Genomic DNA, 21,962 nt, shown 5'->3' on the forward strand with positions numbered 1-21,962 from the left:
TCGCTCCGCGGAGGCAGGTGTCAGCGCTTGATGCCTGCGCCAGAGCACCCGCTCCCTTCCGGTTTCGCATTTGATTTCTGTGCGATCCGCAAGGTTCGCACAGGCTCAAGTCCTCGGCTCGCGCCATGGAGCGGCACGACCTGGGGGAAACCCGCCATCAGCGTCCCCCCCCCCCCCCGGGGGGAGCGCGAGGTCCGGGTCTCCGTGGAATGCTAGGCCTTTACGGCTTGCTCGAGTTTTTGAGGAGCGGGTCTTTTCCTTTTCCTTGGCGGGGGCGCGATGGAAATGGCGGCCGCAAGTCGCTTCTTGTGCTCCGCGATATATAGATCGCGCAATTGACTATTTTTATTTGTTGAAATTTTCTTGAAAGCTGTTTCTGTAACGATATTTCCGGTCATGGGTCGGTTGATATAATTTCCAATCCGGCGTACGACATCCTCTGGATCGCTCAAAAGCTGTTCGTAAGTCACGCGGAGCGGGCGAATGCCCTCGCTGGCGAAAAACCGCTCCCAATTCGACTGCATCTCAGAAAATTGAACCACGCGCGCGGCTATGGCGTCGAAGTCAAAATGTATTTCTTCTGCATTTTGGTCTTTACGCTGCTGGGAAGTAGAGTGGAAATAGCCTGTCGACTGAGCGATGAATAATGAAATTGATTGATCTAGAATGTCTTCGCGGGTTAGGTATACAAATTTCGCGCTAGAAAAATAATGTCTATATGCGCCTGAAAAATAAATTGGATTGAATTGCGGCCAGCCAACTTTGGCGCTGAACATTCCATTTTTTGTATTGTCGCTAATCTTATTTCTAATATATTCTTCATATGTTTTTGATTTTGTCTTTCTTACGTATCTTTCAAATGTTCCTTGAATGAAGCGGAAGGTTTCGCCTTGCATCAAAAAGCCATTTGCGGAAATCAGTGAGCCGAGATAGCTGCTCCCCGAGCGTGGGACCATGGCGACGAACAAGAAGTCGAGATCCTCATACCGTGGACCGGAAAACGGCCTGAACTGAACGGCGCGACCGAGCTGGCGCAAAATGCCTTCGGAGTGGGGGTCGTCGGTGGGAAGCATGGGGCTCTCCTGAATCTCGGACTTGTGTTCATGGGTCCTGCCGCGGCACTAACTACGCTAGAGACTCTCTCCTTCACAACAGGAGATGTGGGCCGTAGGGCGGCGTAGCTGCCTCCTGCGGAACGCGGCGGGGCTTCCCGACGCCGTCGCGTTTTCATCTGGCGGCGTTTCCGTGCGCTCATGCCTCTCGGCGCCATTCGCTCGTGCACGCCATCGCGTGTTTCGCCTCGCGCCGGGGAGGGCGAAACGCTTGATCGCGCCCGCTAAAAGGGGTTATTCTATCACCTCTGTGCATGAAGCGCGGCGGGTGGTCGCGATGGCCTTGCTGGCTTCAGGCTGCCGGGGCTGAATGGGGTGTCGGGCCGTGGCCTCCTCATCTTCTGGTCGCGGCTCCATTCTCGGCTTGCCTTTCGGGCGTGCGTTGGAGAACCATCGCGTGCGGGACGTTGGTTGCATGCTGGCGGCCGGAGTCTGGATCAAGTCTACGTCAATATTGAGATTCTCGAATGTCGCTTATTATAAATGATACGGGGAAGGGCAATACCGTCACGGGAAAGCCGACGGGTAGAGGGCGGCTGGAGATTATAATTACTGGAAATAATAATTGCGTTGAAATAGGGCAGAATGTGGAGATTCGTGGGCATAGTCGTATTTTTATGCATAATTCAGCTCAGTATTGCAAGTTTTCCGGAGATAATATATTTCGAGGAGATGTAATATTTAAAAGGAAAAGAGGCTCTTTCTTGTTCGGAAAAGGCGCGTCCACAAACGCGTCCATATGGGCCAATATTGGAGAAGAGGGGGATAAGATATCGATTGGCGAGGGGTGCTTGTTGGCTGGGGTTCGATTCCGCACGTCCGATTCACATAAGATTATTGATCGCGCGACGGGCCAGCGGCTGAATCCGTCTGGTTCCATCATCATCGAGCGCGGCGTTTGGCTGGCGGAAGACGTGCTTTGCTTGCGCGGGGCGCATGTTGGTGAGGGCTCCATCGTGGGCACCCGATCTCTTGTGAATTCGGTTTTGCCGCCCTTTTCCCTTTGTGTTGGCACTCCGGCCCGAGTTGTGCGCGAGAACGTCTCCTGGGAGGCGTGATCCAGGTTTGTTTCGTGCGCTGGTCGTGTTCTCCGGGCTGCGGGGCCCGAGCAAGCGGGCGATGCGTGTCGGACCTTACGGTGTCTCCGCCGGGCCTGCGACCCCGATGCCGCAGGTTGGAACGGTCTTAATCGGTTGACGACTGCAAGAAATATCGGCCATGTTGCCGCTACGATGTGGGAGTCCTGAGAATCGCCGGTTGCGCAATCCGCGATCGGACGGCTCGCCGTCGCGCAAGGGGGGCTTGTGATGGTGAACGACCTTGTCGTGGATTTGTCGCGAACGCAATTCGCGGCCACGGCGCTCTACCACTTCCTCTTTGTGCCGCTGACTCTCGGCCTCACCGTCCTTCTGGCGGTGATGGAGACCATCTACGTGACCACCGGTCGCGAGGTCTACAAGCAGATGGCCCAGTTCTGGACCAAGCTGCTGCTGATCAATTTTGCTCTTGGTGTCGCTACCGGCCTCACTATGGAGTTCCAGTTCGGCACCAACTGGTCATTTTATTCCAGCTTTGTCGGCGACACCTTCGGCGCTCCGCTGGCGATCGAGGGCCTCATGGCCTTCTTCCTGGAATCCACGTTCATTGGCCTGATGGTCTTTGGCTGGGACCGGATGTCGAAGGCGCAGCATCTCCTGGTGACCTATCTGGTGGCGGTGGGCTCTAACCTCTCGGCGCTCTGGATCCTGGTGGCCAACAGCTTCATGCAGCATCCGGCGGGGGCCAGCTTCAATCCGGTGACCATGCGCATGGAGCTCGACAGCTTCGGCGCCTTGTTCTTCAATCCGGACGCGCAGGCGAAGTTCGTGCACACGGTGCTTGCCGGCTACATGACAGCAGCGGTGTTCGTGTGCGGTGTCAGCGCCTGGTATATGCTGCGCGGGCGCCATCTGGAGTTTGCCAAGCGCTCCTTCCGGGTCGCGGCGGTGTTCGGCGTGCTGGGCGCACCGGGGGTCATCACGCTCGGTGACGCGCTGGGTTATGTGGGCGCCCATGTGCAGCCCACCAAGCTGGTGGCGATGGAAGCGCTGTGGACCGCGCAGAAGCCGCCGATGCCCTTGACCCTGATCGCCTTCCCGGACCAGGAGGAACAGCGTAACCTGTTCCCGATCGAGATCCCGGCGGCCCTGTCGCTCTTAGTCACGCATTCGCTGAGCGGCACGCTGCCGGCGGCGGACCAATTGCAGGCTCAGGCCGTGGAGCGTATCAAGAACGGCATTCCCGCCGTGCTGGCGATGGAGACTTTGAGCTCCAATCCCAGTGATGCGGCCGCCTTGGCGCAGTTCCAGGCCCACGCCAAGGATGTGGGCTACGGCTTCCTGGTGCAGCGCTACGCCGCCGGCGGCGACGTGACCAAGGCCACCGATGCCGACATCGCCCGCGCCGCGCGGGACACCATCCCGGAGGTGTGGATGGTGTTCTGGTCATTCCGCGTGATGGTGGGCATCGCCTTCCTGCTGCTGGCCTATACCGTGCTCGCCATGTTGATGTCGCTGACCAACAGGGTGCAGACCCAGCGCTGGTTCCAGTGGGTCGCGGTGCTGATGATCCCGATGCCCTACATTGCCTGCGAGGTGGGCTGGGTGGTGGCCGAGGTCGGGCGCCAGCCTTGGACGGTCTATGAGCTCCTGCCCACGTGGCTGTCGGCCTCGACTCACAGTGTCGGCTACATGGCCTTCTCGCTCATCGGCTTCGTTCTGCTCTACACGATTTTCGCGATCATCGAGATCTTCCTGATGGTGCACTTCATTCGCAAGGGCCCCGAGGCGCCCGGGCATGACGGTGCGGTCCGGCTGGCGGGGGCCTACTGATATGGAAGGCTTTGCTTTCGAGGCGTATGCCGCTCTCAAGGTGATCTGGTGGGTGCTGCTTGGCGTGCTGCTGACCGGCATCGGCGCGATGGTGGGCATGGACATGGGCGTGGGCACCATCCTGCGCTATGTGGGCCGGACCGATGCCGAGCGCCGGGTGGCGCTCAATATCATCGGGCCGCACTGGGACGGCAACCAAGTGTGGTTCATCCTCGGCGGCGGCGCGATCTTCGCGGCTTGGCCTCTGGTCTATGCCACCGCCTTCTCAGGCTTCTATATCGTCATGCTGGTGCTCCTGTGGAGCATGATCGTGCGTCCGCTTGGGTTTGAGTACCGCAGCAAGATGCCTTCCGATCGCTGGCGCGCGGCATGGGATGCGACGCTTTTCATCAGTGGCTTCGTCCCGATGCTGGTGTTCGGGGCGGCGGTCGGCAATGTGCTGCAGGGTGTGCCCTTCCATTTCGACTGGCGGCTGACCTCCTATTATACCGGCAGCTTCATCTCGCTTTTCAATCCGTTCGCGATCCTCTGCGGATTGATGTCGGTGGCGCTCGCCGTCTACATGGGCGGGAGCTGCCTCGCCAGCGGTGCTGCCGATCCGGTGTCGGCGCGGGCCCGCAAGGCGGCGATCACCTCAGGCATCGCGGCGCTGGTCATCTTTACCATCGCCGGGGTCTGGTTCTCCGGGATGAGCGGCTATCAGCTCATTTCGGGTCCGTCTCCCGATGCCGCGCAGACTCCCCTGCATCAGCAGGTAGCGTATGTGTCCGGCGGGGCGCTGGCGAATTATTTCCAACATCCGGTGCTGTGGGTGTTTCCCGCGCTGCTTTATGTCAGCGCCATCCTGGGGGTCCTCGCCCATGCGGCGCATCGGCCGCTGGTGGGCTGGTGGCTCGGGGTCGTGGCCTGGATCGGCGTCATGGGCACGGTGGGCGCTGCCATGTTCCCGTTCCTGATGCCCTCTATCAGCAATCCCTCGCACAGTCTTTCCATCTGGAACTCCGGCTCGAGCCTGAGAACCTTGTCCTGGATGCTCGGCTTCACCTTGATCTTCATGCCGCTCATCGTCTGGTACACAAGCTGGGCGTTCTGGGTGATGCGCGGCAAGATCGATCCGAAGCAGGTCGAGGCGTCCGACCACGCGCTCTGAGGAGGCCAGCATGTTGCTGCACTACATCATCGCCCTGGTCGTTGCGGGTCTCGCAGTGCTGCTCGGGATTATCATCGGGGATTACGGCCCGTGGTACATGTGCTGGTTCCTGGGAACCGGTTTCATGATCCTGGTTTCGGCGTCTGCTGGTGTCTTGTTCGAGGCGCAGGAAGAAGCATCTGAGGCGGAAGCCTCCGTTGGTTTGGGTGACGTGGTCGGCGTCGTGGCGGGGAAGGCCCCGGCGGGGCCGGGCGGCGGGCACCACGGCTGACCGCGAGCGCGCCTTCCTCCGCCGTGACGGACACGCCTTCGGCTGCGGCGATTACGCCTGACACGGGCGCTGCGATCGACGCCTCGTCGCCCGTAGAACGGCATCGCCCAGGCGTGGAGCGTTGGCTGCGCGGCCGGTCGGAGGCGATAGCCGGTCGGGCGATCCGCGGAGCGGCGGTGTTCGGAGCACTCGGTGCCGCGCTGGTCGTGCCGCAGGCTTGGCTGTTGGCCCACGCCATCACCCCGATCGTCATGGACCAGGCGGGGTTGGATACGGCCCTTCCGTGGCTGCTTGGCGTGCTGCCAGTCCTTGCGCTGCGCTTTGTGATCACGACCGTGGCAGACCGGCAGGGGCTCACTGCGGCTGCGAGCCTGAAGTCGCAGGTGCGCGACGACGTGGTACGGCACCTCCAGGCGTTGGGGCCGGCGCGATTGGCGGGGCGGGCGTCCGGTGACGCCGCATCCGTCATCGTCGAGGGGGTCGATGCGCTCGAGCCCTATGTCACGCGTTTTCTCGCGCATGCGGGCATCCTGGCAGCGCTACCGCTGATCATTCTCGCCGTGGTGCTGCCGAGCGACTGGGTCTCGAGCATCGTTCTGCTGGGCACGGCACCTGTCATTCCGCTCTTCATGGTGCTGCTTGGTCGAGGCGCGGAGCAGTTGAACCGCAAACAGTGGCGCAAGCTCACGCGGTTGTCGTCCTTGTTGCTCGATGGCCTGCAACGGCTGGCCACCCTAAAAGCCCTCAACGCCAGCGCCCGCGAAGCGGAGCGGCTTGCGGCGGCGGGGGAGGCCTACCGCGCCAGCACCATGTCCGTGCTCCGGGTGGCCTTCCTGTCGTCGCTGGCGCTCGAATTTTTCGCCACGGTGGCCATTGCGGTGGTGGCGGTGCTGATCGGGTTTCGGCTGCTCGCCGGGACGCTCGGGTTCGAGGCCGGCTTTTTCGTGCTGTTGCTGGCGCCCGAATTCTTCGCGCCCTTGCGGCAGCTTGGGGTGGATTATCACGCGCGGATGGAGGCGATCGCGGCCGCCGAGCGCATTCTGGACCTGTTGGATGAGGCGCCGGAGGCGGCTGGCGCGCGGCGGCCGACCTTCAATGGTCCACCGGCCATCGAGATGGACGATGTGACCTTTGCCTGGACGGCCGGGCGGCCGGCGCTTCAGGGGGTGTCGCTCCGGCTGGAGCCGGGGGAGGTTACCGCGCTGGTGGGGCCAAGCGGCGCGGGCAAGAGCACGGTGTTGTCCCTGCTCCTGGGCTTCACGCAGCCGCAGCAGGGCTGCATCCGTGCCGGCGGTTGGGATCTGGCGGATATGGACGGCGCCCATTGGATGGAGCAGGTGGCGCTCGTGCCGCAGCGCCCGCATATGTTCGCCGGAAGCGTGCTCGACAACATCCGCATGGGCAATCCGGCGATCAGCCGCGACATGGTGCGGACCGCCGCCGCGCTGGCGTCCGCGGACGGGTTCATCACCGCGCTGCCGCAGGGCTATGACACGCCCCTCGGGGAACATGGCCAAAGCCTTTCCGGCGGGCAGGTGCAGCGGATCGCGCTGGCCCGGGCCTTCCTCAAGACCGATGCCCGTGTGCTGGTGCTGGACGAGGGCACGGCGGGGCTCGACCGCGCAACGGAAGCCGCCATCGCCGACGCCATCCGCCGGCTCGCGCCGGCGCGGACCACCCTGCTGGTCGCCCACCGCCTTGCCACCGTGCGCCTTGCCGACCGGGTGATCTTTCTGGAAGGCGGGCGTGTGGTGGAGGCCGGGCGGCGGGCGGCGCTCGAGGCCGATGGTCATCACTTTGCAAATTTGCTGCGCGATGCCGGGTTGCAGGCATGAGTTCTGACATGGCCATCCTGCGCCGGCTGTTCGGCCTTGCGCGGCCCTATCGGGGCTGGATGGGCCTCGCGGGTGCGGTCGCGTGCGTCACGGTGCTGGCCAGCATCGGCCTGATGGCGGTGGCCGGGTGGTTCATCGCCGCGATGGCGATCGCCGGGGTCAGCACCGGCATGATGAATTACTTCCTGCCGTCGGCGGCGATCCGGCTGTTCGCCATCTTGCGGACCGGCGGGCGGTATCTGGAGCGCCTGCTGAGCCATGAGGCCACCTTCCGGCTGCTCGCCGGGGTGCGGCTGTGGCTGTTCCGGCGGCTTGAACCGCTGGCGCCGGCGGATCTGATGGATCGCCGCGGCGCCGATCTCGCTTCGGGGCTACAAGCCGACGTGGAAACGCTGCAGCATGCCTATCTGCGGCTCGGGGCGCCGGTGGCGGTGGCGGTGGCGTGCGCGATCGCCGTGGTGGCCATTCTGGTGGCGCTGCATCCGCCGACCGGGGCGGCGGTTGGGCTGTTGCTGGTGTGCGGCGGCGCTCTGGCGCCGGCCTTGGCGCGCCGCGCGGCGGCCGGACCCGGGGCACAGGCGGTGCGGCTGCGGACGGAGTTGCGCGTTGCGGTGGTGGATGCCCTCCAGGGCGCCACCGATCTGCGGGCCGCGGGCGCGCAGGAGCGCCAGCGGGCCCATGTCAGCGCATTGAGCATGGCCTTGATCGACGCCCAGCGCCGGACGGCGGTGAGTGGCGTCCTCGCCGAAGCGGGGGTGGGCCTGTGCGCGGGCCTTGCCCTTTGGAGCGCGGCGCTGCTGTCGGCGGCGAGCGTTGCCGCGTCCGATCTCGCGCCGGCCATGGTTCCCGCCCTGAGCCTTGCTGCCCTCGCCAGCTTCGAGGCGGTGGCGCCGCTGCCGGCGGCCATGCAGCGCTGGGGCGAGGTGATGGCGGCGGCGCGGCGCCTGTTCGCGCTCGCCGACCGCGTGCCCACGGTCGTGCCCGCCGTCGGGCCGTCACCGGTGCCGCGCGACGGGAGCCTGGAGTTCCTGTCGGTGGGGTTGCGCTACAGCCCCGATGGTGCCCCGGCCCTTGATGGGCTGAACCTTGTCATTCCCAGTGGCCGCCGGGTCGCGCTGCTCGGTCCAAGTGGGGCCGGCAAGAGCTCCATCGCCAAGCTGCTGTTGCGCTTCTGGGACTATGAGGGGGAGATCCGCCTGGGCGGGCACGACCTGCGGCTCTATCAACCGGAGGATCTGCGCCGGATGGTCGGGGTCGCCGCCCAGGATGCGCAGCTTTTCAACGCGACGCTCCGCGACAATCTGCTGATGGCTGCCCCCGAGGCGGACGACGCGGCGCTGCTGCAATGCCTCGCCCTGGCGCAGCTTGGGGATGTGGTGGCGCATTTGCCCGAGGGGCTCGACACCTGGATCGGCGAAAGCGGTGCCCGCCTGTCCGCCGGCCAGGCGCGGCGGCTGGTGTTGGCGCGCACGTTGTTGCGCGCGCCCGCGGTGCTGGTGCTGGACGAGCCCACCGAAAACCTCGACCCGACCACGGCGCGGCGCCTTTTGGCGGCGCTCAAGGTGGCGACCGCCGGACGCACGGTGATTCTCATTACCCATGACCCGGTCGCGGCCGAGACGTTCGCGCAGGATACGGTGCGCCTGGAGGCCGGGCGCCGGGTCGGCTGACGGGAGCGGGTGCCCGCGCACCGCCGTGCGGGCGGGGCGCCCTTTCGCTGCGGCGCGACATGGCCTATGGCCGCCGGTGACAGCTTCGGATGAGCCCCTCATGATTCGCCTCGACAATATCGGCAAGCAGAACGGCAAGCAGATCGTCTTCATCGAGGCCTCCGCGGCGCTCCTGAAGGGCGAGAAGGTGGGCCTTGTCGGTCCCAACGGGGCCGGCAAGACCACGTTGTTCCGCATGATGACGGGGCAGGAGCCGCCGGACGAGGGCCAGGTTTCGGCCGATCGGGGCATCACCATCGGCTATTTCAGCCAGGACGTGGGCGAGATGAGCGGCCGCAGCGCCCTCGCCGAGGTGATGGATGGGGCGGGCCCGGTCAGCACGGTCGCGGCCGAGCTGAAGGAGATCGAGACCGGCTTGGGCGATCCCGAGCGGGCGGATGAAATGGAGCAGCTCGTCGAGCGTTACGGCGAGGTGCAGGCGCGATTCGAGGAACTCGGGGGCTATGCCCTGGAGGGCCGGGCGGCGGAGGTGCTGGCGGGTCTCGGCTTCAGCCAGGAGATGATGGACGGCGATGTGGGCCGGCTGTCCGGTGGCTGGAAGATGCGCGTGGCGCTCGCCCGCATCCTGCTCATGCGTCCCGACGTGATGCTGCTCGACGAGCCATCGAACCATCTCGACATCGAAAGCCTGATCTGGCTGGAGGCGTTTCTGAAGGGCTTCGACGGGGCTTTGATGATGACGTCCCATGATCGCGCGTTCATGAACCGCATCGTCAACAAGATCGTGGAGATCGACGGCGGGTCGCTGACCACTTATTCGGGTGATTACGAATTCTATGCCCAGCAAAGGGCGCAGAACGAGAAGCAGCAGCAGGCCCAATACGAGCGCCAGCAGGCGATGCTGGCCAAGGAAATCCAGTTCATCGAGCGCTTCAAGGCCCGCGCCTCCCATGCCGCCCAGGTGCAGAGCCGGGTGAAGAAGCTGGAGAAGATCGACCGCGTGGAGCCGCCCCGCCGGCGCGAGAGCGTCGCCTTCGAGTTCCCAAGCCCGCCGCGCTCCGGCGAGGATGTGGCGAGCCTGAAGGGCGTGCACAAGAGCTACGGCAGCCGCGTCATTTATGAGGGGCTCGACTTCTCCATCCGTCGCCGGGAACGCTGGTGCGTGATGGGGGTCAACGGGGCCGGCAAGTCCACCCTGCTGAAGCTGGTGGCGGGCACGGCGTCGCCGGATCAGGGCACGGTGGCCATCGGCGGCAGCGTGAAGATGGGCTATTTCGCACAGCATGCCATGGATCTGCTCGAGGGCGAGCGCACCGTGTTCGAGACCCTGGAGGATGCCTTTCCCCAGGCAGGGCAGGGCGCGTTGCGCACGCTCGCCGGCTGCTTCGGCTTTTCGGGCGACGATGCGGAGAAGCGCTGCCGGGTGCTGTCAGGGGGCGAGAAGGCGCGGCTGGTGATGGCGAAGATGCTGTTCGATCCGCCCAATTTCCTGGTGCTGGACGAGCCCACCAACCATCTGGACATGGCGACCAAGGAGATGCTTGTGGCTGCTCTTGCCAATTACGAGGGCACCATGCTGTTCGTCTCGCACGACCGGCATTTCCTCGCGTCTCTCTCCAATCGCCTGCTGGAGCTGACGCCCGAGGGTATTCACAATTACCCCGGCGGCTACACCGAATATGTCGCGCGCACGGGCCAGGAGGCCCCCGGCCTGCGCACCTGAGCGGCCGGGGCGCCGCACGGCGGCGGCGCTTGGGGCCATCGCTCACAGCCCGTCGAACCAGCTCTTCCAGAGCGGCACGGCGGTGGCATAGGTGCCGCGATGGCTGGTCGCGCCGGTGGAGATGGCTTCCACCTTGGTGTTGCCGGCGCCCATGGCGTGCTGATAGGTCATCACCAATTGCCCGACACCGGTGGAGATGACTTCATCGTCGGTGCCGAAGTAGTTATGGACCGGACTCTGGATCACCCAGCGATAGGCATTGGCCTTTTCCTTCAGCAGGCGCCCATAGGCCGAGGTGGCGAACACCTGCGGATCGAAATAGTCGGGCCGGATCAATGTGTGCAGATCGGTGGGGATCTGCGCGGGGTCATAAGGCTGGCGCTCGTAGACCTTGCGCGCGATGTCATAGGCGTCGTCGGTGAACAAGGCGCGGGCGAGGCCGGGGATGCCGTAATAGGTCTCGTATGAAAACGCGCTGAGGATGAAGAGGGTGGAAATCCAGCTGGCGTCGTTCTTGCGCGGGAAATAGAGAAAGCCGTTCAAGGCCAGGAAGCCGTCCGGCGGCGCACTGGCGGTGGCGGCGCCGGCCACGCGCTCGCCGATGCTCTCGAGCCGCTCCAGCAGCGCCATGGTCACGAACCCGCCCTGCGACCAGCCGCCCAGCACCAGCTTGGAGGTGGAAAGCTTCATATGGGCGAGCACCGCGCGGCTGGCCCGCAGCATGTCGTAGGTGGCCTGCTGGTGGCTGGCCTTCACCAGATAGCCTTCCGGCTCCCGCGACGCGCCCATGCCGAAATAGTCCGCGCCGATCACCACATAGCCCTGTCCGGCGAACTGGGCGAGCGCCAGCCGTGTTTCGCCCGACTGCTCGGGAAACGAGGGCACCTCTTGCTTTCCGTAGACCGTGCCATGCTGGTAGGACAATAGCGGCAGCGCGGTGGCCGAAACCTCGGGAATGGCCAGCAGGCCGGTGGCGACAATCGGCCTGTTGCCGCGCTCGGGGATCACCGATCCATAGGTGATGCGATAGAGCCGAACCGCATTGCGCGCGGGGGTGTAGGCCACCGTGATCCCGAAGAATTGCGGCGCGTCCTGGGTGAGGATCTCGTTCAGGCGGTCCGCATCCCAGCGGCCGATGAACTGATAGCTGACGCCGGAGGCGACCTCGATCGGCGCTCCCTCGGTGGGCGCGCCGTGAGCGGGTGTGCCGTGAGCGGGCGTGTCTTGAGCGGGCGTGTCTTGGGCGGTCTGTGCGTGCAGGGCCGGGCTGAAGGGCGGCGCCAAGACCGCGGCGGTGACGCCGCAGGCCAGGGCCAGCATCCCGAATACCCGTGTGAGCCGCGACATGTGCACCTCCTGAATCCCCCGACCCGGACCATGGGGAGAGGCGATGACGGTATGATGCCATCGTGTGTTTGTCGCGCGAATCCATCGCCGCACGCCGCCGCAGCGGGCCGTCAGCCGGGCGGGGGACCATTTCGAACCTGACCTTCAACCGCGCCGCATTGGCAGGGCGATCCTTCGTCCAGCGGCGGCAGGCCGGGCTGGGGTGGCGGCGGAATGGGGCAGGGTTTGGCTGCGCTCTGGCCGGCCGTCGCGATCGGCACGCACATGGGGCGCGGGTGAAAGTCGGGCGGTTGCGCCGGCTGAGCCAGGGCGGTTCCGGCCATCAGGCAGGCGCCCGCGAGGAGACTTGATCGCAGCATGGGTTTCCTTGTGTGTTGCGCGGCGGGACCGCAGGGCGTTGTGCAGTTGTCGGGAGGATATCGCAGCCGCAACGATACAAAATCCGATATTCGATAAATAATGTAACTGCTGTTTCCGAATGTTTCCTGGGAGATCTCTTGGCCGGAATCTGCACGGACCCCGGCGGTGCCGGGACGGGCCGGCCTGAAGGCGCGGCAAGGGCCGTTCCGCCAGGGATGGGTCGGTGTCATGGCGGTGACGTCGGTGGCGGCCGAGAATGGGCGCCGCACTGGCCGGCGGGTGTTCAGCGGCCCCTCTTCCTGTACGGCAGGGCGTTAAGACTGATGATGGGGGCGCCAATTCCGATGGCAAGCGGTAGATCAATCCGTTATGAGCGAAACTGCGGGGCTGAATGTTCCGCCGCATGGGTCTCGGGCGGGGGCCTCTGGTCGGACATGGCAGCGAGACGGAGCTCGACGACATGATGCGGGGGCAGGGGCGTTTGCGCGCGGGGAGCAGGTTCGGCCTTCTGGCCGGAGCGCTCGGCACCGCATTGGTGCTGTCCGGTTGCAACGAAAAGAACACCTATGCGGCGCCTCCGGCGGCCAAGGTCACCGTCGCGGCGCCGACCCAGATGCCGGTGACCCTTTATGCGGAGTTCACCGGGAACACGGCGCCGGTCAATGCGGTGAATCTGGAAGCGCGGGTCGAGGGCTTCCTCACCGCCGTCGATTATACCGACGGCGAGGCGGTGAAGAAGGACCGGCTGCTGTTCCAGATCGAGCCCGACCAATATGCGGCGAAGGTGGCGTTGCAGAAGGCGTTGCTGGAAAGCGCGGGCGCCACGCTGCGGAACGCTCAGCGCGAATATGATCGGCAGGCGGACCTCGGCCAGCGCGAGGTGTCAAGCCAGCGCACGGTGGACGAGGCGAAGACCAAGCTCGATACCGCGAAGGCGGACGTGGCGGCGGCCGAGGCCAATCTGAAGCTGGCGGAGACATCCTACGGCTACACCACCGTGCGGGCGCCGTTCGATGGGGTGGTGACGCGCCATCTGGTGGATGTGGGCGCGGTGGTGGGCACGTCGGGCGTCACCAAGCTTGCCACCATCCTGCAGGTCAATCCGATCTACGTCTATTTCAATCTCTCCGAGCAGCAGCAGATCGACCTGCGCGACGACCTCGCCAAGGCTGGAAAAACCTTGAAAAGCCTGCGCGAGGAGAAGCAGGACATGCCGGTGGAGGTCGCGCTGCAGGCCGACACGGCGTTCGACTACAGCGGCAAGGTCGATTACATCGCGCCGCAGCTCGATGCCGCGACCGGCACGCTGGAGCTGCGCGCCTCCCTCGCCAACCCGAATGTGGCCCTGGTGCCCGGCCTGTTCGTGCGGGTGCGGCTCCCCATCGGCAAGATCGACAACGCGTTGCTCGTGAACGACACCGCCGTGATGGCCAACCAGGTTGGCAGCTACGTGATGGTGGTCGGCACCGACAATAAGGTGGAGCAGCGTCAGGTCACCACCGGCCCGGTGGAGGGTCAGCTTCGCGTCATCACCAAGGGGCTCAAGGCCGACGACAAGGTGGTCATCGGCGCCATTCAGCGCGCGGTCGCCGGCAACACGGTGGACCCGGTCGCGGGGGCCATGGCCGCGGCACCGGAGGGGCCGAAGCCCGCGCCCGCGGCGCTGACGAACGGAACCGGCACCAAGAGCAATCCCTGACGCAACCGGCAATCGGAAGGCGCCGCCATGTTTTCGCGCTTCTTCATCGACCGGCCGGTGCTGTCCAACACCCTGGCCTTTCTGATTATTCTTCTGGGCGCCCTGTCCCTCGCGCGCCTGCCCATCTCGCAATATCCGGATGTGGTGCCGCCGACCGTGTCGGTGACGGCCACCTATCCCGGCGCCAGCGCCCGCACGGTGATGGACACCGTGGCCCTGCCCATCGAGCAGCAGGTGAACGGGGTCGAAGGCATGATCTACATGCAGTCGACCAGCGCCTCGGACGGCACCTATTCCCTGGTGGTCACCTTCGACATCGGCACCGACCCGGACATGGCGCAGGTGCTGGTGCAGAACCGGGTGTCGCTCGCGAGCGCGCAGCTGCCCACGGCGGTGTCGACCCAGGGCCTGACCATCAAGAAGAAATCGACCTCCATCCTCCAGTTCGTCAATCTTTATTCATCGGATGGACGGTTCGACAATCTCTTCCTCTCCAATTACGCCACCATCAGCCTGGTGAACGAATTGGCCCGCCTGCCCGGCGTGGGCGATGTCACGGTGCTCGGCTCCGGCGACTACGCCATGCGGATCTGGCTCGACCCCGACAAGCTCCAGGCCTATGGCCTCACGCCTTCCGACGTGACCACGGCCATTTCGCAGCAGAGCACGGAGGTCACGGCGGGCCTCGTGGGAGCGCCGCCGACGCCATCCTTCGTGAACTTCCAATATGTGCTGAACGTCACCGGCCGCTTCAGCGAGGCCAAGGACTTCGAGACCATCATCGTCAAGGTGGCGAGCGGCGACGGCGGCAGGATCGTGCGGGTCGCCGACATCGGTCGGGTCGAGATGGGGGCCGCCACCTATGGCCATACCGCCACCCTTGACGGCAAGCCGTCCGCAGCCATCGCCATCTCGCAGCTCACGGGCGCGAACGCGCTGACGGTGGCGCAGAGCGTGAACGCCAAGATGACGGAGCTGGCGAAGGCGTTCCCGCAGGGGCTCGACTACAAGGTGTCGTTCGACAGCACCAAGTTCGTGACCGCCTCCATCGACGAAGTCTTTGAGACGCTCATCATCGCCGCGGTGCTGGTGCTGGCGGTCATCATGGTGTTCCTCCAGGATTGGCGGGCGATGCTGGTGCCCGCGACCACCGTTCCGGTGACCATCATCGGCGCCTTCGCCGCCATGGCGCTGCTGGGCTACACGGTGAACACCACCAGCCTGTTCGCTTTGGTGCTGGCCATCGGCATCGTGGTGGACGACGCCATCGTCATCGTGGAGGGGGTGGCCCGCCACATGGAAAACGGCCTGTCCAGCCGCGACGCGGCGGTGAAGGCCATGGGCGAGCTGACCGGGCCCATCATCGGCATCACGCTGGTGCTGATGGCGGTGTTCCTGCCGGCGGCGACGCTCTCCGGCCTCACCGGCAAGATGTATCAGCAATTCGCCCTCGTCATCGCCGCCACGGCCCTCATCTCGGCGCTGAACGCGGTGACGCTGAAGCCCACCCAATGCGCCCTGTGGCTGCGCGCGCCGGTGCCCCTTGAACAGCGCAACCTGTTCTATCGCGCCTTCAACGCGGCCTATGCCCGTTGCGAGGCGGTCTATACAGCGGTGGTGCGCCGCATGGTGGCGGTCGCCGGCCTCAGTTCCCTGGTGGGGCTCGCCCTCATCGGCGTGGCCTTCTATGGCCTGTCGCAGGTACCTACGGGCTTCCTGCCGAGCGAGGACCAGGGCTATTTCGTGGTGAACCTGAGCCTGCCCGACGCGGCCTCCAGCGCCCGCGCCGACGCGGCGGTGGCCGAGGCGGAGGCGCTGATGCGGCAGGTGCCGGGCGTCGAGGACGTGATCGGCGTGTCGGGCATCTCGCCGATGGACAACAACGCCACCCTCTACAATGCCGGCATGCTCTATGTGGTGCTGAAGGATTGGGGCGAACGCAAGACGCCGGACCTCAGCCTGTCCGCCATCGCCGCCAAGGCGCGGGCGGCGCTGGCCGGCATGGACACGGCGGTGGCGCAGATCATGCTGCCGCCGTCCATCCAGGGGGTGGGCAACGCCTCGGGCTTCACCATGATGGTGGAGATGAAGGACGGCAGCTCCGATTTCCTCGCCTTGCAGAACGCGGCCCACCAGATGGTCGAGAATGCCGCGACCCAGAGCAGCCTGTCCCATGTGGCGTCCACCTTCAAGGCGGATGTGAAGCAGGTGCGGCTGGTGGTGGATCGGGTGAAGGCGGAGGCGCTGGGCCTCACGGTGGGCCAGGTGTTCCAGGCGGTGGAATCCTATTTCGGCTCCACCTATGTGAACCAGTTCACCAAGTTCAACTATGTGTTCCAGGTCTATGTCCAGGCCGACGCGCCGTTCCGCCTGCAACCGGGCGACGTGCTGAAGCTGAAGGTGAAGGGGGCGAACGGGGCCATGGTGCCCCTGGGCACGGTGGCCCGGATCGCCGATGAAATCGGGCCGACTCTGGTCACCTTGTACAATCTCTATCCCGCGGCGACCGTGGTGGGCAGCCCTGCCACCGGCTTCAGCTCGGGCGAATCGATGACGCTGATGAGCGAGATCGCCGCCAAGACGCTGCCGCCCTCCATGGGCACGGCCTGGACCGGCATGTCTTATCAGGAACAGGTGGTGGGCAATCAGATCTACTATGTGTTCGCGATCGCGCTGCTGCTGGTCTATTTCGTGCTCGCCGGACAATATGAGAGCTGGGTGCAGCCGCTGGCGGTCATTCTCGCGGTGCCGCTGACCCTGCTCGGCACGGTGATCGCGCTCGAAGCCTCGGGCATGTCGAACGATCTCTACACCCAGATCGGCATCGTCCTGCTCATCGCGCTGGCGGCCAAGAATGCCATTCTGATCGTGGAATACGCCCGCGAGCGGCGGGCCGAGGGCGTGACACCGGCGGAAGCTGCGGTGGAGGCGGCGCGCCTGAGGTTCCGGCCCATTCTCATGACCTCGTTCGCCTTCATCTTCGGCATGTTGCCACTGGTGTTCGCATCCGGGGCGGGGGCCGGGGCGCGGGTGTCGCTGGGGGTCGCGGTGGTCAGCGGCATGCTGGCTTCCACCGGCCTTGCGGTGTTGTTCGTGCCGGCCTTCTTCACCGTGCTGGAGCGGCTGCGGCCACAGCCCAAGCCGGCCGCGCCGTCCCAGGCCGCCGGGCATGCCGGCTGATGGTGGGCGCTGCCCCGCCGTTTTGCGGGCGGGGATGGCCCCGCGGCGAACAGGGGGGCGGCCTTTCATAGGGCGGGCGGGGCCTTCCGCAGCGCTGGCGTGAGCATCTCTTCACACCAGCGGTCGGCCCCCGGCGCACTGGGTCTGCCGGCGCGGGTGCCTCTGATCCCGGAACGCCGCGGTACGGCGGCGTTCCGGGCGGTCAAACAGTGTGCCGGTCAGGCTCAGGCTTGCGCCTGGGACATCGAGGGTGAGACGGGGAGGGGATCGGGGTGGAGATGCGGGCGCGCTTCATGAAACATCCGCTGCTGGTCGGGCTTCTCGATCTTCTGCCCCCGCCGCCGCGTTTCCCGCGGGCGCGGCGGCGCCCCGTGGATCTGGACTATGGGGTGAATGACAAGGTGCCCCGACGCGCGTGGATCGCCCTTTCGGCGCAACATGCGTTTCTGGCGCTCACGTTTCTCGTCTATCCGCTGGTGGTGGCGGCGGCGGCCGGTCTTTCTCCCGTCGAGACCCAGGAGATGCTCACGACCAGCGTGCTGATGATGGGCATCACCACCATGATCCAGTGCGCCCGCTCGCGCTTCGGGAGCGGCTACCTCATCACCTGCGTGCCCGCGCCCAATGCGATCCCGCTGGCATCGCAGGCGCTCGTGGCCGGTGGCATGGCTCTTCTATCGCTGTCGACGCTGGTGGTGGGGCTGCTTCAGGTGGTGTTGGCGCGGCTGATGCGCCCCCTGCGGGTGCTGCTGCCGCCGGAGGTGTGCGGCGTCGCTATGACGATGCTCGGCGTGTCACTGGCGGACACGGGCATGAAGCAGGCGCTCGGCGTCAACGCGGCCGGCATCCTGACCGGTGGCGCATTCACCATCAATTACGGCACCTTCTGCGTCGCCATGGCGACGCTGACGGTCATCGTCGGGATCACGGTTTTCGGCTCGCGCGGAGCGCGGATCTATGCGGTGCTGGCGGGCGCTGTCGTCGGTTGGGTGCTGGCGCGGCTCACCGGGGTCGATGCGAAGGACCTGGGCGCGATCCTGTCCCAGGTCAGCATGGTCGCGCTGCCGCCCCCGCCCGATGTCACGTTCGCGCTGGACTGGGCGATGGCGCCGCTGGTGGTGCTGGTGGTGCTGACCAGCCTCCTGGACATTCTGAGCGCCACCATCGCGCTGGAAAAGCTGGAGGACAGGGATTGGCTCAGGGCGGACCTCGCCGCCGCCGAGCGGGCGGTGGTCGCGATCGGCGTGGGCAATATCCTGGGCGGCTTTTCCCAGGCGGTGCCGTGCGGCGTGTCACGCTCGTCCATCGGCTTCGCCGCCTCGACGCGGGCGACGGCACGGGTGATCGGCTTCCTCGCGGGGGCGCTGATCGCCTCCGCCGCCTTCTTCCCCAAGCTGCTGGTTCTGGTCACGCAGATTCCCTCGGCGGTGACGGGCGGCCTGCTGCTCTACACCGCCGCTTACATGATCGTGAATGGGATGGGGCTCATCTTGAGCCGCAACATGAGCGACCGCCGGACGTTCACGGTGGGGCTGTCCATCATCGCCGGGCTCGCGGTGGGGTTGCTTCCGCTGCACGATGACGTGCCGGCCTGGGCCCAGCCCCTGTTTTCCACCCCGCTCACCTTCGGCGCGTTCATGGCGGTGGTGCTGAACGCGCTGTTCCGGCTCGGCATTTCCAAGGTGGCCGAAGTCGAGATCGCCCCCGGTGCGTCGGCTTACGACACGGTGCGCACGTTCCTGGAGCGGCAAGGCAATATCTGGGGCGCGGGGCGCGATGCCATCGAGGCGGCCATTCCGGCGGTGGCGCAGGCGGTGGAATCGGCGGTTGGCCCGGCGGCGGGTGGCGCGCGCGGCGCGGTGCTGCTGCGGGCGCGGTTCGACGAGGCGCACCTTGATGTGACGCTGCTCTATGAAGGGGAGGTGCTTCAACTGCCCCACCAGATCCCGGCCGCCGATGCGGTGGCGGAATCGGAGCGGGAGGCTGGGCGCCTTGGCGTCCTGCTGGTGTCGCGCCTTGCCGACAAAGCGGTGTTCGACACCGAGCGCGGCCACGCCCGGATCAAGCTGCGCTTCGATCAGTGACACGCGGGACACCTTCGCCCCCGCGCCGCGCGGGCCGAAGGCATGGCCGGGGTCACTCGCCTTCCGGCAGGGCGAACACAGTGAGCTGCCCGCCCAGGGCGGTATAGCTGTTCAGCGCGGCATAGGCCTCATTGGCACCCGAGCCGTCATCCGGATCGGTGAGGCCGGCGGCGAGCCCGATGCCGGCCCAGCCGCCGATGCCGGACAACACCGCCACATATTGCCGGCCCTTGTGCATGTAGGTGGTGACGTTGCCGACGATGCCGGAGGGGGTCTTGAAGCGATAGAGCTGCGCACCGGAGCGAGCGTCCACCGCCTTGAGGTCGCCTTCGAGCGTGCCGTAGAAGACCAGGTCGCCGGCGGTGGCGAGCGCCCCGGACCAGACCGAGAACAGCTCGGGCTTCGACCAGGCGGGACGCCCCTTCAGATTGTCCCAGGCGATGAACGCGCCGGTGCGTCCGTCGCCGCCGGGGGCCGGATACATGGTGAGCGTGGCGCCGACATAGGGCTGGCCGGCGCTATAGTCCACATGGAACGGCTCGTAATCCATGCACATATGGCTGGTGGGCACGTAGAACAGCCGCGTCCTCGGTGAATAGGCGGCCGGCTGCTGGTTCTTGGTGCCGAGCGCGGCCGGGCAGATGCCGCTGTAGGTCTCGTCCTCGCCCCGCGCCTCGGTGGAATGGGCCTTGTCCACCAGCGGACGGCCATAGGTGGGGCTCGCCGGGTCGAGATCGACGCGGGTCGCCCAGTTCACCGTCGGGTCGTATGCGTCGGCCCGCAGCAGGGCGCCGGTCTCGCGGTTCAGCGTATAGGCAAAGCCGTTGCGGTCGAAATGGGTGAGGAGCGGCGTCGTTTTCCCGTCCACATCCTGGTCGGTGAGGATCATCTCATTGACGCCGTCATAGTCCCACTGGTCGTGGGGCGTCATCTGGTACACCCATTTCGCCATCCCCGTGTCCGCATCGCGGGCGAAGATGGATTGGGACCATTTGTTGTCCCCCGGCCGCTGGGTGGGGTTCCAGGTGGAGGGGTTGGCGGTGCCGTAATAGATGAGGTTCAGCTTCGGGTCATAGGCGAACCAGCCCCAGGTGGCGCCGCCGCCGGTCTTCCATTGGTCGCCCTGCCATGTCTTCAGGGACGAATCTGCGCCGATGGGCTGGCCGAGGGTGGTGGTCTTCCGCGGATCGACGCGCATGTCCCCGTCGGGCCCGGTGCTGTAGGCGCGCCACAGGCGTGTGCCGTCCTTGAGGCTGTAGGCGGTGAGGTGGCCGCGCGCGCCGAACTCGGCGCCGGCGATGCCGACGATGAGCTTATCCTTCACCGGCATGACGGTGGCGGTGTTGGATTCCCCCATCTTCGGATCGCCGTTCACGGCCGACCATTTCTTCTCGCCGGTCAAGGCGTCGAGGGCAACGATGGTGGTGTCCGCCTCGTGCAGGAACACCATGCCGTCCGCATAAGCGAGGCCCCGATAGACGAGATCGCAGCACATGACGGCCGCCACGTCGCGCGACTGGCGGGGCCGGTAGGTCCACAGGATCCGCCCGTCGTGGTCGAGGTCGAGGGCATAGACCACGTTGGGAAACGGCGTGTGCACATACATGATGCCGTTGACGATCAGCGGCGCGCCCTCGTGGCCGCGCAGCACGCCGGTGGAGAAGGTCCAGGCCACCTTCAGCCGGCCGACGTTGCCGGCATTGATCTGGTCGAGGGGGGAGTAGCGCGTGTTGGCGTAGTCCACCGTCTGCAGCACCTGCTCGCGTCCCGAGGCGGTGCGCTTCAAGACGTCGTCATTGGCGCCCGCGGCGGTGGCGCCGAGGGCGCATGCGAGGGCGCAGAGCGCCATCCAGGGCGCGGAACACAGTCTCATGGGAATGGCGTCGTCCTCCCGATGGCCGCGTCGTCGGGTGCGCGGTTCGTCCGTTTCGGCGGCGGTGTGCGCCGCGAGCGGCGACTGTGACGCTGGCGCGGCCGGTCCGCAACCTGCCGCGCAACGGCGCCTTTGCCGGTGCGTGCCCGGACGGGCGCCTCAGGCGACCACAGGGGCGACGATGGCGTTCAGCACCCGCACCACGTCGTGCGGATCAAGCCGCACCTGGAGCCCGCGCTGGCCACCGTTGATGAAGACGTAAGGGTGCGCGAGAGCCTGTTCCTCCACCGCCACCCGCGGCGGGCGGGTCTGGCCGAACGGGCTGATGCCGCCAACCTTGTAGCCGGCGACGCGCTCGGCCTCGGCGGGCTTCATCATCTGCGCCGACTTGCCGCCGAACGCCGCCGCCAGCTTTTTCATGGAGACTTCGCGATCCGACGGCACGATCGCGCAGGCGGGCTTTCCGTCCACCAGCGCCATCAACGTCTTCAGCACGCGCTCCGGGGCCTCGCCGATGGCTTCGGCGGCCTGGAGGCCGATGCGGTCGGCATCGGGGTCGTAATCGTAGGTGTGCACGGTGAAGGCGATCTTCGCCTGCTCCAGCACCTTGGTTGCGCGCGTCGCCTTGGACATGGCTTTGCTTTTGCTTCCACACCTTTTCCTCATGCGGATCGGTGTCCGCTTCGCCCGACACCGCGCCAGAGCCGTGCGGGCGGGACGGCCTCGGCCCTAAAGGCCGAGCTCCGGCCAACACCGGCCGATGACTTGCCACCCGGGCGGGGGGGGGG

At 65.9% G+C, this 21,962-nt stretch carries 13 protein-coding genes; 9 read left to right on the forward strand and 4 right to left on the reverse strand.

The annotated features are described in order from the left end of the window. Positions 1-212: 212 nt before the first annotated feature. A complete protein-coding gene (locus HUW53_RS12630) occupies positions 213-1,073 on the reverse strand; it encodes a Stf0 family sulfotransferase (RefSeq protein ID WP_237346118.1) in 861 nt (286 codons plus the stop codon). A 1,346-nt stretch (positions 1,074-2,419) separates the two neighbouring features. Between HUW53_RS12630 and HUW53_RS12635 the strand changes: the two genes are divergently transcribed. The 6 genes from HUW53_RS12635 (at position 2,420) to HUW53_RS12660 (ending at position 10,631) form a co-directional block, all read left to right on the forward strand. Further along, the gene (locus tag HUW53_RS12635) at positions 2,420-3,982 is read left to right on the forward strand and encodes a cytochrome ubiquinol oxidase subunit I (RefSeq protein WP_237346119.1); all 1,563 of its coding nucleotides are present in this window, start codon (positions 2,420-2,422) and stop codon (positions 3,980-3,982) included. Position 3,983: 1 nt separating this feature from the next. Next, entirely contained in the window at positions 3,984-5,132 is a 1,149-nt protein-coding gene (gene cydB / locus HUW53_RS12640) for a cytochrome d ubiquinol oxidase subunit II (RefSeq protein ID WP_237346120.1), read from the forward strand. 10 nt (positions 5,133-5,142) lie between these two features. Next, complete coding sequence (locus HUW53_RS12645; protein WP_237346121.1) at positions 5,143-5,403, forward strand: hypothetical protein; 261 nt, start codon at positions 5,143-5,145, stop codon at positions 5,401-5,403. 113 nt (positions 5,404-5,516) lie between these two features. Continuing rightward, positions 5,517-7,238: a thiol reductant ABC exporter subunit CydD gene (gene cydD, locus HUW53_RS12650; RefSeq protein WP_336885714.1), complete on the forward strand. Its 1,722-nt coding sequence runs from the start codon at positions 5,517-5,519 to the stop codon at positions 7,236-7,238. Next, positions 7,235-8,908 carry a thiol reductant ABC exporter subunit CydC gene (cydC, locus tag HUW53_RS12655; RefSeq protein WP_237346123.1) on the forward strand — a complete coding sequence of 558 codons (1,674 nt, stop codon included), beginning with the start codon at positions 7,235-7,237 and terminating at the stop codon, positions 8,906-8,908. Before cydD ends, cydC begins: the two co-directional genes overlap by 4 nt. Before the next feature lie 100 nt (positions 8,909-9,008). Next, complete coding sequence (locus HUW53_RS12660) at positions 9,009-10,631, forward strand: ABC-F family ATP-binding cassette domain-containing protein (protein ID WP_237346124.1); 1,623 nt, start codon at positions 9,009-9,011, stop codon at positions 10,629-10,631. Between the two features lie 42 nt (positions 10,632-10,673). Here the strand turns inward: HUW53_RS12660 and HUW53_RS12665 are convergent, their stop codons facing one another. Beyond that, entirely contained in the window at positions 10,674-11,978 is a 1,305-nt protein-coding gene (locus HUW53_RS12665; protein WP_237346125.1) for an alpha/beta hydrolase family protein, read from the reverse strand. A gap of 820 nt (positions 11,979-12,798) precedes the next feature. On the opposite strand from HUW53_RS12665, the gene HUW53_RS12670 reads away from it, so the two are divergent. The 3 genes from HUW53_RS12670 (at position 12,799) to HUW53_RS12680 (ending at position 19,301) form a co-directional block, all read left to right on the forward strand. Beyond that, positions 12,799-14,037: an efflux RND transporter periplasmic adaptor subunit gene (locus HUW53_RS12670; protein WP_237346126.1), complete on the forward strand. Its 1,239-nt coding sequence runs from the start codon at positions 12,799-12,801 to the stop codon at positions 14,035-14,037. A 27-nt stretch (positions 14,038-14,064) separates the two neighbouring features. Further along, a complete protein-coding gene (locus tag HUW53_RS12675; RefSeq protein WP_237346127.1) occupies positions 14,065-17,217 on the forward strand; it encodes an efflux RND transporter permease subunit in 3,153 nt (1,050 codons plus the stop codon). 293 nt (positions 17,218-17,510) lie between these two features. Beyond that, a complete protein-coding gene (locus tag HUW53_RS12680; RefSeq protein WP_237346128.1) occupies positions 17,511-19,301 on the forward strand; it encodes a solute carrier family 23 protein in 1,791 nt (596 codons plus the stop codon). A 52-nt stretch (positions 19,302-19,353) separates the two neighbouring features. Here HUW53_RS12680 and HUW53_RS12685 read toward each other — a convergent pair whose 3' ends face one another. Together HUW53_RS12685 and ybaK are read right to left on the reverse strand one after the other, a co-directional pair. Further along, complete coding sequence (locus HUW53_RS12685; protein WP_370877753.1) at positions 19,354-21,174, reverse strand: methanol/ethanol family PQQ-dependent dehydrogenase; 1,821 nt, start codon at positions 21,172-21,174, stop codon at positions 19,354-19,356. A gap of 159 nt (positions 21,175-21,333) precedes the next feature. Beyond that, positions 21,334-21,807, reverse strand: a complete 474-nt coding sequence (gene ybaK / locus HUW53_RS12690) for a Cys-tRNA(Pro) deacylase (protein WP_237346129.1) — start codon at positions 21,805-21,807, stop codon at positions 21,334-21,336. Between the last annotated feature and the right edge of the window lie 155 nt (positions 21,808-21,962).

The sequence above is a fragment of the Xanthobacter agilis genome, from assembly GCF_021730435.1.
In the GTDB taxonomy this organism is placed as follows: Bacteria; Pseudomonadota; Alphaproteobacteria; order Rhizobiales; family Xanthobacteraceae; genus Xanthobacter; species Xanthobacter agilis.

Coding starts and splice junctions, on each gene's coding strand:
- HUW53_RS12645 (WP_237346121.1), top strand. CDS start 5,143: ATGTTGCTGCACTACATCATCGCCCTGGTCGTTGCGGGTCTCGCAGTG.
- HUW53_RS12630 (WP_237346118.1), bottom strand. CDS start 1,073: ATGCTTCCCACCGACGACCCCCACTCCGAAGGCATTTTGCGCCAGCTC.
- cydB (WP_237346120.1), top strand. CDS start 3,984: ATGGAAGGCTTTGCTTTCGAGGCGTATGCCGCTCTCAAGGTGATCTGG.
- HUW53_RS12670 (WP_237346126.1), top strand. CDS start 12,799: ATGATGCGGGGGCAGGGGCGTTTGCGCGCGGGGAGCAGGTTCGGCCTT.
- cydC (WP_237346123.1), top strand. CDS start 7,235: ATGAGTTCTGACATGGCCATCCTGCGCCGGCTGTTCGGCCTTGCGCGG.
- HUW53_RS12685 (WP_370877753.1), bottom strand. CDS start 21,174: ATGAGACTGTGTTCCGCGCCCTGGATGGCGCTCTGCGCCCTCGCATGC.
- HUW53_RS12680 (WP_237346128.1), top strand. CDS start 17,511: ATGAAACATCCGCTGCTGGTCGGGCTTCTCGATCTTCTGCCCCCGCCG.
- HUW53_RS12665 (WP_237346125.1), bottom strand. CDS start 11,978: ATGTCGCGGCTCACACGGGTATTCGGGATGCTGGCCCTGGCCTGCGGC.
- HUW53_RS12675 (WP_237346127.1), top strand. CDS start 14,065: ATGTTTTCGCGCTTCTTCATCGACCGGCCGGTGCTGTCCAACACCCTG.
- ybaK (WP_237346129.1), bottom strand. CDS start 21,807: ATGTCCAAGGCGACGCGCGCAACCAAGGTGCTGGAGCAGGCGAAGATC.
- HUW53_RS12635 (WP_237346119.1), top strand. CDS start 2,420: ATGGTGAACGACCTTGTCGTGGATTTGTCGCGAACGCAATTCGCGGCC.
- HUW53_RS12660 (WP_237346124.1), top strand. CDS start 9,009: ATGATTCGCCTCGACAATATCGGCAAGCAGAACGGCAAGCAGATCGTC.